The 16,877-nt window shown below is 69.9% G+C and carries 18 protein-coding genes; 8 read left to right on the forward strand and 10 right to left on the reverse strand.

Annotated elements, in window-relative coordinates:
• Nucleotides 1-10: 10 nt before the first annotated feature.
• Nucleotides 11-484, forward strand: coding sequence for an Lrp/AsnC family transcriptional regulator (locus ORV05_RS02305; RefSeq protein ID WP_268760084.1), 474 nt, complete (start codon nt 11-13; stop codon nt 482-484).
• Here the strand turns inward: ORV05_RS02305 and ORV05_RS02310 are convergent.
• The 3 genes from ORV05_RS02310 to ORV05_RS02320 form a co-directional block, all read right to left on the reverse strand.
• Entirely contained in the window at nt 463-1,257 is a 795-nt protein-coding gene (locus tag ORV05_RS02310; RefSeq protein WP_268756802.1) for an MBL fold metallo-hydrolase, read from the reverse strand. The two genes, ORV05_RS02305 and ORV05_RS02310, sit on opposite strands and share 22 nt — an antisense overlap.
• A 112-nt stretch (nt 1,258-1,369) precedes the next feature.
• Entirely contained in the window at nt 1,370-1,867 is a 498-nt protein-coding gene (gene greA, locus ORV05_RS02315) for a transcription elongation factor GreA (protein ID WP_144588932.1), read from the reverse strand.
• 194 nt (nt 1,868-2,061) lie between these two features.
• Nucleotides 2,062-2,430 (reverse strand): DUF4307 domain-containing protein, encoded by a 369-nt coding sequence (locus ORV05_RS02320; RefSeq protein WP_268760085.1) that lies wholly within the window; start codon nt 2,428-2,430, stop codon nt 2,062-2,064.
• Nucleotides 2,431-2,587: 157 nt separating this feature from the next.
• Between ORV05_RS02320 and mca the strand changes: the two genes are divergently transcribed.
• From mca to ORV05_RS02340, 4 genes are all read left to right on the forward strand, one after another.
• Entirely contained in the window at nt 2,588-3,499 is a 912-nt protein-coding gene (gene mca, locus ORV05_RS02325; protein WP_268756803.1) for a mycothiol conjugate amidase Mca, read from the forward strand.
• On the forward strand, nt 3,496-3,840 hold the full coding sequence (locus ORV05_RS02330; RefSeq protein ID WP_268756804.1) for a hypothetical protein: 345 nt from the start codon (nt 3,496-3,498) through the stop codon (nt 3,838-3,840). The genes mca and ORV05_RS02330 overlap by 4 nt, the downstream gene beginning before the upstream one ends.
• Before the next feature lie 52 nt (nt 3,841-3,892).
• Entirely contained in the window at nt 3,893-5,899 is a 2,007-nt protein-coding gene (locus tag ORV05_RS02335) for a thioredoxin domain-containing protein (protein ID WP_268756805.1), read from the forward strand.
• A 125-nt stretch (nt 5,900-6,024) separates the two neighbouring features.
• Complete coding sequence (locus ORV05_RS02340; protein ID WP_407652671.1) at nt 6,025-6,576, forward strand: hypothetical protein; 552 nt, start codon at nt 6,025-6,027, stop codon at nt 6,574-6,576.
• A 134-nt stretch (nt 6,577-6,710) separates the two neighbouring features.
• Here the strand turns inward: ORV05_RS02340 and ORV05_RS02345 are convergent, their stop codons facing one another.
• Both ORV05_RS02345 and trhA read right to left on the reverse strand, forming a co-directional pair.
• Nucleotides 6,711-7,598 (reverse strand): DUF2268 domain-containing protein, encoded by an 888-nt coding sequence (locus ORV05_RS02345; protein ID WP_268756807.1) that lies wholly within the window; start codon nt 7,596-7,598, stop codon nt 6,711-6,713.
• A gap of 126 nt (nt 7,599-7,724) precedes the next feature.
• Complete coding sequence (gene trhA, locus ORV05_RS02350; protein ID WP_407652821.1) at nt 7,725-8,366, reverse strand: PAQR family membrane homeostasis protein TrhA; 642 nt, start codon at nt 8,364-8,366, stop codon at nt 7,725-7,727.
• Between the two features lie 114 nt (nt 8,367-8,480).
• Here trhA and ORV05_RS02355 point away from each other — a divergent pair, with 114 nt between their 5' ends.
• On the forward strand, nt 8,481-9,257 hold the full coding sequence (locus ORV05_RS02355) for an isoprenyl transferase (protein WP_268756809.1): 777 nt from the start codon (nt 8,481-8,483) through the stop codon (nt 9,255-9,257).
• Between the two features lie 436 nt (nt 9,258-9,693).
• On the forward strand, nt 9,694-10,980 hold the full coding sequence (locus ORV05_RS02360; protein WP_326938169.1) for a PhoH family protein: 1,287 nt from the start codon (nt 9,694-9,696) through the stop codon (nt 10,978-10,980).
• A 53-nt stretch (nt 10,981-11,033) separates the two neighbouring features.
• On the opposite strand, the gene ORV05_RS02365 is transcribed toward ORV05_RS02360, so the two are convergent.
• The 3 genes from ORV05_RS02365 to guaB1 all read right to left on the reverse strand — a co-directional run bounded on the left by ORV05_RS02365 (nt 11,034) and on the right by guaB1 (nt 14,435).
• Entirely contained in the window at nt 11,034-11,852 is an 819-nt protein-coding gene (locus tag ORV05_RS02365; protein ID WP_268756811.1) for an ABC transporter permease, read from the reverse strand.
• A complete protein-coding gene (locus ORV05_RS02370; RefSeq protein ID WP_268756812.1) occupies nt 11,849-12,934 on the reverse strand; it encodes an ABC transporter ATP-binding protein in 1,086 nt (361 codons plus the stop codon). Before ORV05_RS02370 ends, ORV05_RS02365 begins: the two co-directional genes overlap by 4 nt.
• A gap of 61 nt (nt 12,935-12,995) precedes the next feature.
• Nucleotides 12,996-14,435 carry a GMP reductase gene (guaB1, locus tag ORV05_RS02375; RefSeq protein ID WP_268756813.1) on the reverse strand — a complete coding sequence of 480 codons (1,440 nt, stop codon included), beginning with the start codon at nt 14,433-14,435 and terminating at the stop codon, nt 12,996-12,998.
• A gap of 40 nt (nt 14,436-14,475) precedes the next feature.
• On the opposite strand from guaB1, the gene ORV05_RS02380 reads away from it, so the two are divergent.
• Entirely contained in the window at nt 14,476-14,922 is a 447-nt protein-coding gene (locus tag ORV05_RS02380) for a DUF309 domain-containing protein (RefSeq protein ID WP_268756814.1), read from the forward strand.
• Between the two features lie 62 nt (nt 14,923-14,984).
• Here ORV05_RS02380 and ORV05_RS02385 read toward each other — a convergent pair whose 3' ends face one another.
• Both ORV05_RS02385 and mgrA read right to left on the reverse strand, forming a co-directional pair.
• Complete coding sequence (locus ORV05_RS02385) at nt 14,985-15,596, reverse strand: MBL fold metallo-hydrolase (protein WP_268756815.1); 612 nt, start codon at nt 15,594-15,596, stop codon at nt 14,985-14,987.
• A gap of 207 nt (nt 15,597-15,803) precedes the next feature.
• On the reverse strand, nt 15,804-16,835 hold the full coding sequence (gene mgrA, locus ORV05_RS02390) for an L-glyceraldehyde 3-phosphate reductase (RefSeq protein ID WP_456062014.1): 1,032 nt from the start codon (nt 16,833-16,835) through the stop codon (nt 15,804-15,806).
• Between the last annotated feature and the right edge of the window lie 42 nt (nt 16,836-16,877).

Raw genomic sequence — 16,877 nt, forward strand, 5'->3', positions numbered from 1 at the left:
AGGTGGCCCACTGGACGCGCTGGATGCCCGGCTTCTGCTGCTGCTGACCGACGTGCCGCGCCTCGGTGTCCTGGAGTGCGCGCGCAGGCTGGGAGTCGCGCGGGGCACGGTGCAGGCCCGTCTCGACCGGCTCGCCGAGCAGGGGGTCCTCGGCGGCTTCCCGCCCGAGCTGGACATGGCGGCGATGGGCTACGGGCTGACCGCCTTCGCGGTACTGGAGATCGCCCAGGGCAGCCGGACCGAGGTCGCCGAGGGGCTCGCCGCGATCGACCAGGTCTGCGAGGCGCACGCGACCACGGGGCAGGGTGACCTGTTCGTCCGGCTGGTGGCCCGGGACCACGAAGACTTGCAGCGGGTGATCGACCGGGTGGTCGGCCTGCCCGGGGTGCTGCGCACGAACACGTCGCTCGCGCTGACCACACCGATCCCACCCCGGGTCCGGCCCCTGCTCGAACGGATCGCCTACGACACGAACTCCAGGTAGCGCTTCGCGGAGCGCTGCACGACCTCGTGGCCGTCCTCACGGACGACCGCGTCCCACCAGGCGCCGTAGATCGCCTTGAACGGGTAGCCGGCGAGCAGTTCCGCGGCGCGCCGGACCACCGCCGGGCGCTCCGGGACCAGGTTCGGGTAGCTGTACATGAAGCCGACGAACTTGCGGTCGGGCACGACCGCCACGATGTCACCGGAGAGCAACGCGCCCGCGCCGCCTTCACCGCCGGGCCAGTGCAACACGGTGCCACCGGGGAAGTGCACGCCGAGGTTGATCAGCGTGAAGTCGCCGACCTGTTTCGTCGTGCCGCTCCACCACTGCACGGCGTCGTCGGGGCGTCCCAGCCACTGCCGGTCGTTCTCGTGCAGGTACACCGGTACGTCGAAGGTGTGGGCCCACTCGACGACCGTGGCGTAGTAGTGGGGATGGCTGATCGCGATGCCGGTGATCCCGCCGAGATCACGGATCTTCCCGATCAGCTCGTCGTCGAGGTAGGGCACGCAGTCCCAGAGGAAGTTGCCGGATTCCGCCTTGACCAGCAGCGCGCGCTGGCCGATCGCGAATCTCGGCTCGCAGCCCACCCCGACGATGCCCGGGCCCTGATCCTCGACGCGGGCGGTGTATTCGCCCGCACGGAGCGTTTCGAGATCTGTCCACTGCTGTCCGGTCGCGGGAACCCACTGCCGATCGTCTTCACAGATCGGACAGTCCGGACGCGGCGCCGCATACTGCATGCCGCAGGTGGCGCAAATGGGAAGCGTCATGGCTCGACGCTAGTACTCCCCGGGCCGGGATGCCGTCGGTTTTCCGGACCCCGACGAACGGCGGGGGCCCGGACCTGTGGTCCGTGCCCCCGCCGAAGGTCGTGGTGGCTGCTCAGCCGGTGTAGGGCACCGCCTTGATCAACGTGACCTTCTGCTTGCTGCCGTTGGGCAGGTCGTACTCGCGCGACTCGCCCTCCCTGGCGCCCAGCAGGGCCTTGCCCAGCGGCGATTCGGGGGAGTAGACGTCGAGTTCGCCTTCGGCGCCCTCTTCACGGGTGGCGAGCAGGAAACGCTCGTCCTCGTCGTCGCCCTCGTAGCGGACGGTCAGGATCTTCCCGGGTTCCGCGATGCCGTCGTTGGCGGGTGCCTCGCCGACCTTCGCCGCGCGGAGCAGTTCCTGCAGGTGCCGGATGCGGGCCTCCGCCTGGCCCTGCTCTTCACGGGCGGCGTGGTAGCCCCCGTTCTCCTTGAGGTCGCCCTCTTCCCGGCTGTCGTTGATCCTTGCGGCGATGACCGGACGATTCTCGATGAGTTCGTCGAGCTCGTGCTTGAGCCTGTCGTAGGCTTCCTGAGTCAGCCAGGTCACCTGGGTGTCGCTCACGGTCACCATCTCCTCGTCGTGCCTGCCGGGCATGGGTATACAAACCGGCGGCCTCACCGGGCTGGGCCGGTGAGGCTGAAATAAAGGAAAAACACGGCCCGTCGGGGCCGTGCCGGTAGTCCAGGATAGCACGCGGAGCGTGACCGACGTCGTCGTTTTCGTTCCGTCTCGAACGCTGAGCGAGGGTTTCACCCCGTTGGCCGCTAGCTCCTTGACAAATACGCGGGAACGTCGTAGGTGCAACCGAAAACGTCGGCGGTGACCGGCCGGTCGGTGCTGTGCACCAGGGTGGTCTGGCGGCTGTGGTTCTCCCCGGCCGGGATCAGTACTTCCTTGCGGCCGCTCTCCGCGCCGGACTTGTCCCGCACCCGCACGATGCACACGCCGGGCCGGGACGGATCGTCCCGCGTCGCGTTGATGGTGACCGACATCGTGTTGCCGGGCTTCTCTTCGAAGGCCACGCGGTCGGCCGAGATCGGTGCCGGACCGAGGTTCACGTAGGCCACCCAGGCGATCACGCCGCTGACCACCAGTGCCACCGTGCTGAACAACCACTTCCGCCACCGGGGCATCCTGCCGCCGCGCACCGGGCCGTACCGGCCCTCCGGGAGCGTCTGCGCGGTCAAAGACGGGCCTCCTGAACGGTCTGGTCGTGGCGGCGGGGACAATGGAACCAACCCGAGTATCCGTCACGCGTGGAATAGCTTTGCAGAAGGGGTCGTTGCAGGCATGGTGGGATCTGACGAGCGGACAGCCGAGCCCGGGTCGCCTCTGCGTTTGATGGCGGTGCACGCCCACCCGGACGACGAATCGAGCAAGGGTGCGGCGACCATGGCGAAGTATGTCGCCGAGGGTGCCGAAGTGATGGTCGTGACCTGCACCGGTGGTGAGGCGGGCAGCATCCTCAACCCCGCCATGGACCGGCCCGAGGTGCTGGCGAACATGAGCGAGATCCGGCGCGAGGAAATGGCGCGTGCTGCGAAGATCCTGGGTGTCCGGCACCACTGGCTCGGTTTCGTCGACTCCGGGCTGCCCGAAGGCGATCCGTTGCCGCCGCTGCCCGAAGGCAGCTTCGGCACCGTGCCGCTGGAGGAGCCGGTGCGCGAACTGGTGCGCGTGATCCGGGAGTTCCGCCCGCACGTGGTGCTGACCTACGACGAGAACGGTGGCTACCCCCACCCCGATCACATCCGCTGCCACGAGGTGTCGGTCGCGGCGTTCGACGCGGCGGCCGAGCCGGACCGTTTCCCCGAGGCCGGTGAGCCCTGGCAGGCGCTGAAGCTGTACTACCTGCACGGCTTCTCGCGCGCCCGCATGCAGAAGTTTCACGACGCGCTGCTCACGGCCGGTCTCGAATCGCCGTACGCCGAGTGGCTGGAGAAGTGGGATCCGGACCGCGCCGATGTGATGGAGCGGGTCACCACCCAGATCGAATGCGCCGACTACTTCCCGGTCCGGGACGAGGCGCTCAAGGCCCACGCGACGCAGATCGACCCGAACAGCCGTTGGTTCGCGGTCCCGCTGGAAATCCAGCGTGAGGTGTGGCCCACCGAGGAGTACGAACTGGTGCGCGCCCTGGTGGACAGCACGCTGCCGGAGGACGATCTGTTCGCGGGAGTGAGGGAGAAGGTGACGACATGAGTTTCGTGTTGCCGGTGACGGGGCCGGTCGCCACGACCGCGATGGTCCTGGCGCAGCAGCCGGGCAGCGGCGACAACGGCGGTCAGGGAGAGGACTTCGGCAAGTCCTCTCCGGTGGGTTTCCTGCTGCTGCTGATCTTCCTGGTCGCGGTGGCGTTCCTGGTGCGGTCGATGACCAAGCACCTCAAGCGGATTCCGGCGAGCTTCGACGGGGACGCGTCCGCGAAGGACAGCCCCGCCGACAAGGCCGAGGTGTCCGCGGGTTCCGCCCAGTCGAAGATCGACTCGAAGGCCGAAGCCAAGGCGGAGGCCGGGAACAACGGGAAGAACGACCAGGCTTAGCCGCGGCAAGGGCTGGCGCGCCGGGGGGTTCCTGACGTGACACCCTGAGGCCATGGCCAACCGACTCGCCACCGCCACCAGTCCCTATCTCCTGCAGCACGCCGGGAATCCGGTCGACTGGTGGCCATGGGGTGCCGAAGCGCTGGCCGAGGCACGGCGGCGTGACGTGCCGATCCTGCTCTCCGTCGGGTACGCGGCCTGCCACTGGTGCCACGTCATGGCGCACGAGTCCTTCGAGGACCCCGAAACCGCGAGGTTGATGAACGAGAACTTCGTCAACATCAAGGTGGACCGGGAGGAGCGGCCGGACATCGACGCGGTGTACATGATCGCGACCCAGGCGATGACCGGCCAGGGCGGCTGGCCGATGACCTGTTTCCTCACCCCGGAAGGCAAACCCTTCCACTGCGGTACCTACTATCCGCCGCAGCCCCGGCCCGGGGTGCCGTCCTTCCCGCATCTGCTCGTCGCGGTGGCGCAGGCATGGTCCGAGCGTGCCGATGAACTGCGGGCGGGCGCCGGGCAGATCGTCGAGCAACTGGCCCGGCAGACCGGCCCGCTGCCGGAAGCCGCCGTCGACGAAACCGTCCTCGCGAACGCGGTGGCCAAGCTGGGCGCCGAGGCCGACCGGACGCGTGGCGGTTTTGGGGGCGCGCCGAAGTTCCCGCCGTCCATGGTGCTCGAGTTCCTGGTGCGGCACCATGAGCGCACCGGCTCCGCCGAGGCGCTGGCGCTGGTCGAGGAATGCGCCGAGGCGATGTCGCGCGGCGGTATGTACGACCAGTTGGCCGGCGGGTTCGCGCGATACTCCGTGGACGCGGCGTGGGTCGTGCCGCACTTCGAAAAGATGTTGTACGACAACGCTTTGCTGTTGCGGGTCTACGCGCACCTCGCTCGGCGAACGGGGTCCGCGCGCGCGGAAACGGTGGCCAGGATGACGGCGGGCTTCCTCCTGGACCGGTTGCGGACGGCCGAAGGCGGGTTCGCCGCGTCGCTGGACGCTGACACACTCGGCGAAGAGGGGCTGACCTACGTCTGGACACCGGCGGAACTGTCGGAAGTGCTCGGGGACGAGGACGGCGCCTGGGCGGCGGAGTTGTTCGGGGTGACCGAAACCGGCACCTTCGAACGGGGACGCTCCGTGCTGCAACTGCGCAGTGACCCGGCGGATGGCGACCGGTACGAGCGCGTGCGGCGGGCGCTGCTGGCCGCGCGCGACGAGCGGCCGCAGCCCGGCCGGGACGACAAGGTGATCGCCGCCTGGAACGGTCTGGTGATCACTGCGCTGTGCGAGGCGGGTGTGGCACTGGGTGAGCCGGCCTGGGTCGAGGCCGCCGAGACCGCCGCCGCCATGGTGCTCGACGTGCACCTCGTCGACGGGCGGCTGCGGCGCAGTTCGCGGGACGGCCGGGTGGGCGACGCCGCGGGGGTGCTCGAGGATTACGCCTGCTTCGCCGACGGCTTGCTCGCCCTGCACCAGGCCACCGGCGGTGCGCGGTGGCTGAGCGAGGCGGTTTCGCTGCTCGATCTCGCCCTCACCCGGTTCGCGGTCGCGGAGGCGCCCGGTGCCTACCACGACACCGCGGACGACGCCGAGTCCTTGGTGCAGCGTCCGTCCGACCCGGCCGACAACGCGAGCCCGTCAGGCTCTTCGGCGCTCGCGTCCGCGCTGCTGACCGCGTCGCTGCTGGTGGGGCACGAGCGGGCGGGCCGTTACCGCGAAGCGGCCGAGCAGGCCCTGAACCGGGTGGGGCAGCTGGCCACGCGGATGCCGCGGTTCGCCGGGAACTGGCTGTCGGTGGCGGAGGCGATGGCCTCCGGGCCGGTACAGGTGGCCGTGACGGGTCCGGACGCCGAGTCCCGGGTGAAGCTGCGGAGGGTGGCGGCGGAACTGGTGCCCGGTGGTGCCGTGGTGCTGGCCGGGGAGCCGGACACGGCCCCGCTGCTGGAAGGCCGTCCGCTCGTGGACGGTGCCGCGACCGCCTACGTCTGCCGCGGTTACGTCTGCGACCGCCCCGTCACCTCCCCGGCCGAACTCGCCGCCGCCCTCGCCTCGTAGGCATCGGTCACTGCCGTGAGGGGACCCCTCACGGCTCTCGTTCGCTGTGCGCTGACAGTCCGCCATGAGCCGCTTAACCGGCGTAGCGTCTGTATCGACGTAATCATGTAATCAAGGAGGTCATGATGCGGATGCACGGACGTGGGGGCTGGAAGCAGGCCGAGGTGCCCTCCGCCGACGACGCCGCCGGATGGTTCGCCGGACGGTTGCCCGACGACTGGTTCACCGGCGCGCCAGAGATCACCGTCGACCGGGAGGAAATCCTCGTCGTGGGCGAGTTGCCACCGCTGAGCGGCGAGTTCGCCGATGATGCGGCGCGGGCCGCCGCGGAGTCCGGCCGGATCAGCCGGTTCCGCGAGGACACCCGGGAACAGCGGATCGAGATCGCCCGGCAGGCCGAGCACCGCTACCGGCGGAAGGTCGCCTGGGGAGCGCGCATCGGTGGTACGCGCGAGCTGTTCACCACGCTGTCGGTTCCGGTGATGACCCGGCTTCGGCAGCCTGAGCGCCTCGTGCTGGACACGCTCGTCGACGCCGGAGTGGCCCGATCCCGGTCGGAGGCTCTGGCCTGGGCGGTCCGGCTCGTCGGGGAACACGCCGAATCCTGGCTCACCGAACTGCGCACAGCGATGTCCAAAGTGGACGACCTGCGGACGAAGGGCCCTGATCTCGGCTGACGCCTGGGGGTGGCGTGGTGCCGTGAAGGGTCCGGTGCCCTGAAGGTGGCCTTGAGGGCGTTTATGACCCTCAAGGCCACCTCCAGGGCACCCAGCACCGCCGAGCGGATCAGACCTTGCCGGAGGTGAGGGCGTCACGCGCTGGTGGACACGCCCGCGTTCAGGAGGATGTCGCGCGCAGGCAAGGCAACGCTCTGCGCGGCGGTCAGCCCGGAGGCGGCCAGATGCGCGTCCACGATACGCAGTCCCACCGCGTACCCGGCGAAGTCCGGCAGCCCCACGGGCTGCTGTCCCATGTGCTGTGCCGTGGCGTCCCCGTAGACGTAGGCGGGCAGGTTCTGCATCCCGGCCACGTCGATGCCCGCCGTGATCTTTTCGTACGCACTGTCCAGTTCGGTGCCCGTCAACGCCTTCGACCACGGTCCCATGGCCTGCTCACCGGCCAGTTCCCGTACGAACGCCTCGGCCAGTCCCTCGGCGACGACCTGTTCCCCGACCGTCACGGTCATCGGGTTCCAGGCCACGTTCGCGTACCGCACGTTGTGGTGGAGTTCGTGCGCGGCGGCGTGGCCGATCTTGTCCAGGTTGGCGTCCGTGGGCCACATCAGCAACTCGATCGCACCCGGGATGCCACCCATACCGAGATAACCGCCACTGCGGACCATCAGGTGCTCGTCGTCGGGGTTCCCGAGTACTACGACGACGTGCACGGTTTCGGCATGTTTGATACCGGGTACGGAGGCTTCGAGTCGTTCCCAGGCGGTGGCGAGGGAATCGTCGATCCGCTCCCACACCCCGGCTTCCCGCATCCGCTGCAGTGCGGGCAAATAGCGCGGATCTTCGCGGTCGAGGCGGAAGCCACCGCCCTGCCGGTGGAGTTGGACCAAGTCCACGTCGCCCATCACGGACATCGCCCCTTGGAGCGGGCTCAACATTTCCCGCAGCCCATCGGGCCGCTCCGCCAAGGGCCGCCGCAGGAGTTCCCGCATGGCGGACGCCGTGTCGTGCACAACGATCTTCATGGCCCCCGACCGTAGGGTCTCCAGCCGCGGGAGGGTCAAGAAGAACGCGCTGACCTGGCTGATCGTCGTCGACGGCCTGGCGGCCTGATGGCGGCCTGGACAAGATCCAGAGCGCCAAAACCCCAGCTAGGCGGTGATGGCCAGCCAGATCGCGATGTAGTGGCTGATCGCGGCCAGCACCGTGCACGCGTGGAAGAACTCGTGGTAGCCGAAGGTGTCCGGCCAGTGGTTCGGCCAGCGGGTGCCGTAGAAGACGGCACCGACGGTGTAGAACAGGCCGCCGACGAGCAGCAGCACCAGCGCGGCGATCCCGGCGTGGCGGGCGAGTTCGGGCAGGACGAAGATCGCGACCCAGCCGAGTGCGATGTAGATCGGCACCCCGAGCCAGCGCGGGGCGGTCGGCCACAGCATCTTCAGCGCCACCCCGAGCAGCGCGCCGCCCCAGACCACGGCGAGGATGACGTAACCGGTCGGCTGGGACATCGACAGCAGGGTGAACGGCGTGTAGGTGCCGGCGATGAACAGGAAGATCATCGAGTGGTCGGCGCGCTTCATCCACTGGTAGGCGCGGGGGCTCCACAGGCGCCGGTGGTAGAGCGCGCTCACCCCGAACACGCCCATCACGGTGAGGCCGTAGACGGCGGTGGCCAGCGCGGCCTTGGCGGAGATCGCCGTCCCGGCGAAGGCGACCAGCGTCACCGCGCAGGCCAGGGCGCCGAAGAACGACCAGAAATGGATGTGGCCACGCAGGCGTGGACGGGTATCGATCACGGGGGAATCGGACGCGACGGGCACGGATCAAGGTTACGGGACCGTAGGTTCGGCGCCAGTGTCCGTGGCCGGAACCACGTCACTCAGGCGAAGTGCGTACGCTAGGCCGACGTGAGTCTTCGCTCCTTCGTTTCCAGGGTTCTGTACGGCGCCTACGGCCGTCGCCTGATCCAGCAGGCCGCCGGACGTCACCCACGTCATATCGGCATCATGCTCGACGGCAACCGGCGCTGGGCCAGGGAAGCCGGATTCACCGACGTGGCGGACGGGCACCGCGCCGGAGCGAAGAAGATCGCCGACTTCCTGTCCTGGTGCCGCGAGGCCGACGTCGAGGTCGTCACGCTGTGGCTGCTGTCCACCGACAACCTCGGGCGCGCCCCGGAGGAGGTCGAGGCGCTGCTCAAGATCATCGTGGACGTGACGGACGAACTGGCCGCGCCGGAGAACCCGTGGCGCCTGCGCATCGTGGGCGCGCTCGAACTGCTCCCGGCCGACATGGCCCGCAGCCTCAAGGCGGCCGCCGCGCGCACCGAGGACCGCACCGGGATGGAGGTCAACATCGCGGTCGGTTACGGCGGCAGGCAGGAGATCGCCGACGCGGTCAAGAAGCTCCTGCTGCAGCACGCCGACGAGGGCACCAGCATCCGCGAGCTGGCCAAGATCCTCGACGTGGACCACATCTCCGAGCATCTGTACACCTCGGGCCAGCCGGACCCCGACCTGATCATCCGCACCTCCGGTGAGCAGCGGCTTTCCGGGTTCCTGCTGTGGCAGTCCGCGCATTCGGAGTTCTGGTTCACCGAGGCCTACTGGCCCGCCTTCCGCCGCGTCGACTTCCTCCGCGCCGTGCGGGATTACGCCTGGCGGCATCGCCGGTTCGGCACTTGACACGGCGGGCGCGCACTGCCTGGTCACGCGCGCTCTACCCACCGTGAGCCGGGACCCCGGTGATTCACCTGGCTGGCTGCCTGCACGATCCGCGATTCGCAGGTAACTTCCGAAGTGATGGTCCGTGACCTTGCGGGCCATCGCGGGAGGCCCTGATCGTGGCGGTAGTGGAGGGAACGGCGAAGCCGTTCGCGAAACGCACGAGGGGGCCGGCACCGGCCCTCTTGGCCGCGCTCGCTGACGCACCCGGCGTCGGCGGAGAACGGACCAGCCAGGGAAGTGCCCGGCCCAGCTAGTGCGGGCGTGGTGCCACGCCCACGAGGGAGATGCCGTCGTGACTGCGCAGCGTTCGCCCCGGAAGGCCTCGACCAGCGCTGAGGGCGCTGGCGAACCAGCGGTAGGCCCGCTATCCCCCGAATCCCAGCGGCACACCTATGTGCTCGACACCTCGGTCCTGCTCTCCGATCCCTGGGCGGTGTCCCGGTTCGCCGAGCATGCCGTGGTGTTGCCGCTGGTCGTGATCAGCGAACTGGAGGCGAAACGGCACCACCCCGAACTCGGCTGGTTCGCGCGGGAATCCCTGCGCCTGCTCGACGACCTGCGCCGCACCCACGGCAGGCTCGATGCCCCGGTCCCGATCGGTGACCACGGCGGCACCCTGCACGTCGAGCTCAACCATTCGGATCCCACCGTGCTGCCGCCCGGGTTCCGCACCGACTCGAACGACCACCGGATCCTGGCCTGCGCACTGAACCTCGCCGTGGAACGCCAGAACGTGACCTTGGTCACGAAGGACATCCCGCTGCGGGTCAAGGCGGGCTCGGTCGGGCTGGACGCCGACGAGTACCGCGCCCAGGAGGTCACGCCCTCCGGCTGGACCGGCATGGCCGACATCGACGCTCCCCAGGAAATGATCGATGCGCTGTTCCAGCACGGCACCGTGGAGCCCGCCGACTTCGGTCTGGCGGAAATCGCCTCCTCCCCGTGTCACACGGGGCTGCGGATGCTCGCCGGGAGCTCCAGCGCGCTCGGCCGGATCACCCCGGACAAGAAGGTGCGCCTGGTGCGCGGCGACCGGGAGGCCTTCGGCCTGCACGGCCGCTCCGCCGAACAGCGGATCGCGCTCGACCTGCTGCTCGACCCCGAGGTGGGCATCGTCTCGCTCGGCGGCCGGGCGGGCACCGGCAAGTCCGCGCTGGCGCTGTGCGCGGGGCTGGAATCGGTGATGGAACGGCGTGAGCACCGCAAGGTCGTGGTCTTCCGGCCGGTCTACGCCGTCGGCGGGCAGGACCTCGGCTACCTGCCCGGTTCCGAGAGCGAGAAGATGCAGCCGTGGGCGCAGGCGGTGTTCGACACGCTGGGCGCGCTGGTCAGCCAGGAGGTCCTCGACGAGGTCTTCGACCGGGGCATGCTGGAGGTCCTGCCGCTCACCCACATCCGGGGGCGCTCGCTGCACGACACCTTCGTGATCGTGGACGAGGCCCAGTCGCTGGAACGCAACGTGCTGCTCACGGTGCTGTCCCGCCTCGGCACCGCCTCCCGCGTCGTGCTGACGCACGACGTCGCCCAGCGCGACAACCTTCGCGTCGGCAGGCACGACGGGGTCTCGGCGGTGATCGAGAAGCTCAAGGGCCACCCGTTGTTCGCGCATGTCACGCTGACCCGTTCCGAGCGCTCGCCGATCGCGGCGCTGGTCACGGAAATGCTGGAGGACCACGGCTGACGACGGCCGCCCGTGCGGGCACCCGGGATGCCCGGGTGCCCGCACGGGGTCGGTCAGTCCAGTGCGCGGTGGAGGAAGCCCTTGACGCCGATGGCGAGGAACACGGCCAAGGCGAGCACGATGACCGGAATGTCGATCCACAGCGGGATCGAGCGGATCTGCCCGGCCAGCAGCAGCGAACGCATGCCCTCGCTGACGTAGGTGAGCGGGTTGAGCGCGCAGATCACCTGGAACCAGCGCAGGTTCGTCAGCCCGAACCAGGGGAACTGCGTGGAGCCGGTGAACATCAGCGGCATCAGCACCACCGCGAACATGATCTGGATCCGGCGCGGCTGCACCAGGGTGCCGATCGTCATGCCGATCGACGCCCCGGCCAGTGAACCGAGGACGATCAGGCCGAGCACTCCCGGCCAGGCCGAGGCGGGCCAGTGGATGCCGGACAGGATGAGGTAGCCGATCGGGACGATCAGGAGCGCGGCCACGATCCCGCGCAGCGCGCCGAACACCACTTTCTCCAGCGCCACCAGGGGAATCGGCATCGGCGCGAGCAGGCGGTCCTCGATCTCCCTGGTCCAGGAGAAGTCGAGGATCAGCGGCATCGTGGTGTTCTGCAGCCCGGTGAGGAAACCGGTCAGCGCGACCATCCCCGGCAGCAGGATCTGGGCGAAGTTCCCCTGCACGTAGCCGATCCCGGTGAGCACCTTGCCGAAGATGAACAGCATGAAGAACGGCTGGACGACCACCTGCGCGAGGAACGGCAGGAGCTCCCGCCCGGTGACGAACACGTCGCGCCACAGCACGGCGAAGAACGTCCGGGCCGCGGTGGCCGGACTCGCGTGCGGAAGCTCGACGGTGGCGGCGGGGCCGGTCATCGCAACTCCCTTCCGGTGAGGCCGATGAAGACGTCTTCCAGGCTCGGGGTGCCGAGGGACAGGTCGCTGAGGTCGCAGCCGAGCGCGCTCAGCGCCTTGAGCACCGACGGCAGCACGATGGCGGGTTCGTGTTCGGTGTAGAGCCGGAACTGCGCGGTGTCTTCGGCGTCCTCGCCGTTCCCGGCGGGCCCGGCGACCGGGTGCGGCACCGGAGGTCCGGGAGGTCCAGGAGGTCGGACCCCCGGCACGCCGGGCGGTGGGCCCATCGGGGCGCCGGGTCCTCCCCTGGAGATCGTTTCGACCCGTTCCACCCCGTCCAGCGCCTGCAGGGCGTCGGCGATCTTCTCGCGGTCGTGCCCGCCGGTGCTCGCCGTGAGCGTCATCGTCGCGCTGCCCGGCAAGGACGTGGTCAGCGTCTGCGGACTGTCCAGCGCGAGCAGCCTGCCGTGGTCCACGATGCCGACCCGGTCGCACAGCTTGGCGGCTTCCTCCATGTCGTGCGTGGTGAGCACGACCGTCACCCCGGCCTCCCGCAACGCCGCGACGCGCTCGTGGACGAACAGCCTCGCCTGCGGGTCGAGACCCGTGGTGGGCTCGTCCAGGAACAGCACGCGCGGCTCGTGCATCAGTGCCCGCGCGATCATCACGCGCTGGGCCTGGCCACCGGAGACGAGATCGACCCGCGAGCCCGCCAGATCGGCCAGGCCCATCCGGTCGAGGATCTCGTCGGCGCGCCGGTTGCGCTCCGTGCGGCCGAGGCCGTGGTACGCCGCGTGGAAGACCAGGTTCTGCCGGATCGTCAGCGACCGGTCGAGGTTGTTCCGTTGCGGCACCACGGCGAACAACTGCCGTGCCTGGCTCGGCGACCGGCGCACATCCACCCCGTACACCAGCGCCTGGCCCGAGGTGGGCAGCACGCGGGTGGTGAGCACCCCCACCGTCGTGGTCTTGCCCGCGCCGTTCGGGCCGAGCAGGCCGAAGATCTCGCCCGAGCGCACCCGGAAGCTCAGCCCGTCCACCGCCGGAGGGCCGGAGCGGCGATAGCGCTTGACTAGGTCGCGCACGATCACTGCGTCGGTCACGCCCTCAGCGTAGGTCCGGCCGGGCCGGGCCCGCGCGGCTGGAAACCCGGCCGGGCGCCTGCTACCACCCGGCGGGAAGGGGCCTTCCCTCGGCGAAACCGGCCGCGGACTGCACGCCCACCACGGCGCGTTCGGCGAACTCCCCGATATCGCGAGCACCCGCGTAGGTGAACGCGGACCGCACGCCGGAGCAGATCGAATCGAGCAGATCCTCCACACCTGGTCGAGTGGGGTCGAGCATCATCCGCGAGGAGGAGATGCCTTCCTCGAACAGCGCCTTGCGGGCCCGGTCGAACATGCCCTCGGCGCGGGTCCGCACGGCCACCGCCCGTTTGGACGCCATTCCGAAGGATTCCTTGTAGGGACGGCCGTGCTCGTCGTACCGGAGATCACCGGGGGACTCGTGGGTGCCGGCGAACCAGGAACCGACCATGACCGCCGAGGCGCCCGCGGCCAGTGCGAGCGCCACATCCCGGGGGTGCCGCACGCCGCCGTCCGCCCATACGTGCTTGCCGAGCGCCTTGGCGGCTTCGGCGCATTCGGCGACCGCCGAGAACTGGGGGCGGCCAACGCCGGTCATCATCCGCGTCGTGCACATCGCGCCAGGGCCCACGCCGACCTTGACCACATCCGCGCCCGCGGCGATGAGGTCGCGGGTGCCTTCGGCGGTGACCACGTTGCCCGCCACCACCGGCACCCCGGGCGAGAGGCCGCGCACCGCCTTGAGCGCGGCGAGCATCTTCTCCTGGTGGCCGTGGGCGGTGTCCACCACGAGCACGTCGATGCCCGCGGCCAGCACGGCCTCGGCCTTCGCCGCGACATCCCCGTTGACCCCGATCGCGGCGGCCACCCGCAGCCTGCCCTGCGCATCGACGGCGGGGGCGTAGATGTCCGTCCTCAGCGCGGCGGTCTGGGTGAGCACGCCGACGAGCCGTCCCGAGTCGTTCACGCCCAGCGCGAGCCGGGCCCCGGCGGTGTGCAGCCGGTCGAAGACCTCCCTGGCGGGCGTGTCGAGGGGGCAGGTCACCAATGCGGGCTCGGTGACCTCGGACAACCGGGCGAACCGGTCGACTCCGGCACACGCGGCCTCGTCCACGATGCCCAGCGGGCGGCCCTCCCCGTCCACCACGACCACGGCGCCGTGGGCGCGCTTGCCGACCAGATTCAGCGCGTCGGCCACCGCGTCGCCCTCGGTGAGCACCACCGGGGTGTCCCACACCGTGTGGCGGCTCTTGACCCAGGAGACGGTGTCGGCGACCGCGGCCGGGTCGACGTCCTGCGGCAGCACCACCAGGCCGCCCCGGCGCGCCACCGTCTCCGCCATCCGGCGGCCGGCGACGGCGGTCATATTGGCCACCACGATGGGGATCGTGGTGCCGGTACCATCCACAGTGGACAAATCGACGTCGAAGCGGGACTCCACGGCCGAGCGGTTCGGGGTGAGGAACACGTCGTCGTAGGTCAGTTCGTGACCGGGCCGATGGCCCTCGATGAAGCGCACGAGAGTTCAGCGTAGGACATCCGGGGGCACAATGGGGGCCGTGAACGAGCGTGATCGGGACGCCGCGGGCCGGGCCCGCAACGCGCGGCCGCGGGACGGGCTCGGCCGCCCGTTGCCCTACGGGGCGCCGGGGGTGCCCCGGCAGCCCGAGGGGATCGTGCGCACCCCGGCACAGACCCTGGACGAGGCGCAGCGGCTGCTGGCCGTCGGCCAGCCCTTCCATGCCCACGAGGTGTTCGAGGACGCCTGGAAGGCCGGCGAGCGGCCCGAGCGCGGGCTGTGGAAGGCACTGGCGCAACTGGCCGTCGGTCTCACCCACGAGGCGCGGGGCAACAGCAAGGGGGCGGCGGCGCTGCTGGCGCGCGGGGCCGACGGCCTCGAGCCGTACGCGGTCTCGCCACCGCACGGCATCGACGTGGCCGGTCTGGTGCGCTGGGCGCGCGACCCCCGCACCCCGCACCCCTGCCCGCGGTTGCGGGTGCCGTGAGGGGTCCCCTCACGGTCGTATTCGCTGTGAGGGGGACCCCGCACAGCAGCAGGCGAGGGTGGTCAGGCCGGGAGGTTCGCCTTTTCGGCGCCGATCGTGGTGGACTCGCCGTGCCCGGTGCGGACCACGGTGTCGTCCGGGAGGGTGAACAGCTTCTCCCGGATCGACCGCACGATGGTCGGGTAGTCCGAGTACGACCGGCCCGTCGCGCCCGGGCCGCCGTGGAACAGCGTGTCCCCGGTGAACACCGTGCCCAGCCCGGGCGCGTGCAGGCAGACGGCGCCGGGCGCATGGCCCGGCGTGTGCAGCACGGTCAGTTCCGTCCCGGCGATCGTCAGCCGCTGCCCGTCCGCCAGTTCGCCGTCCGGTGCCCGGTCCGGGTGGGTGAGATCCCACAGCACCCGGTCGGCGGGGTGCAGCAGGATCGGCGCCCCGGTCGATCGTGCGAGTTCCGGCGCCGCGTTGACGTGGTCGTTGTGGGCGTGCGTGCACACGATCGCGCGCACCGCCGCTTCGCCGACCGCCTCGGCGATCGCCGCCGCGTCGTGGGCGGCGTCGATGACGAGCACCTCGGCGTCGTCGCCGACGATCCACACGTTGTTGTCCACGTCCCAGCTACCGCCGTCGAGCGTGAAGACGCCGGAGGTCACCACGTTCCGCACCACTGCCGCCATGCGGAAACTCTAGAGCGTCGGGGAGTGGTTTGCGTGGCGGTGCGGGTGGCGGAACCTCAGGCGATCCCTGATTGCGGGATCGCCTCCTCATGAATGCCAAGTCACCACGTCGACGCTGTCCTCGCCAGGAACCGCCTGAGAACCCGCGGTGGTGCAGGCTGACAGCCCACCGCAAACGGCTCCGCCGCTTCGAAACCACCCCCTAGGTCATTCCTGGCTGGAGCGCGCCCACAGGTTGAGGCCCGCATCGGTGGCGTACCGGTCGATCTCGGCCAGTTCCTCGGTGGACAGCGGCGAGCCCTGCAGAGCCTGGACGTTCTGTTCCAGCTGGCGGACCGAGGACGCGCCGATCAGCGCGGAGGTCATCCGCTCGTCCCGCAGCAGCCAGCTCAGGGCGAGCTGCGCGAGGGTCTGGCCACGCCGCCGCGCGATCTCGTCGAGGGCCCGCAGCTTGCCGAGCGTTTCTTCGCCGAGCACCGCCGGGTCGAGCGATTTCCCTTGTGTGGCACGGGAACCGTCGGGAATGCCGTTGAGGTACCGGTCGGTCAGCAGCCCCTGGGCGAGCGGGGCGAAACCGATGCATCCGGCACCCTCTTCGGCCAGCACGTCGAGCAGGCCGTCCTCTTCGATCCAGCGGTTCAGCATCGAGTACGAAGGCTGGTGGATCAGCAGCGGCACCCCGAGCTGCCGCAGCAGCGCCGCCGCCTCCCTAGTGCGCCGCGCGTTGTAGGACGAGATGCCCACGTACAGCGCCTTCCCCTGCTGGACCGCGGACGCCAGCGCACCCATCGTCTCTTCGAGCGGTGTTTCCGGATCGAACCGGTGCGAATAGAAGATGTCCACGTAGTCCAGGCCCATCCGGGCCAGCGACTGGTCCAGGCTCGCCAGCAGGTACTTGCGTGAACCCCATTCCCCGTACGGCCCCGGCCACATGTCGTACCCGGCCTTGGTGGAAATGATCAGTTCGTCCCGGTACGGCCGGAAATCCTCCCGGAGCAGACGGCCGAAGTTCCGTTCGGCCGAACCGTAGGGCGGGCCGTAGTTGTTGGCCAGGTCGAAATGCGTGATGCCCAGGTCGAAGGCGCGGCGCAGGACGGCCCGCTGGACCTCCAGCGGCCGGTCGTCGCCGAAGTTGTGCCACAGCCCGAGTGAGATCGACGGCAGTTTCAGCCCGCTGCGCCCGGTGCGGCGGTAAGTCATGTCCTGGTAGCGGTTTTCCGCTGCGGTGTAAGGGGTCACGGACAGCCAGCCTACGTTTCCGGTGGTTCAGCGAACCGACAC

The sequence above is a fragment of the Amycolatopsis cynarae genome (assembly GCF_026802195.1).
In the GTDB taxonomy this organism is placed as follows: domain Bacteria; phylum Actinomycetota; class Actinomycetes; order Mycobacteriales; family Pseudonocardiaceae; genus Amycolatopsis_E; species Amycolatopsis_E rhizosphaerae.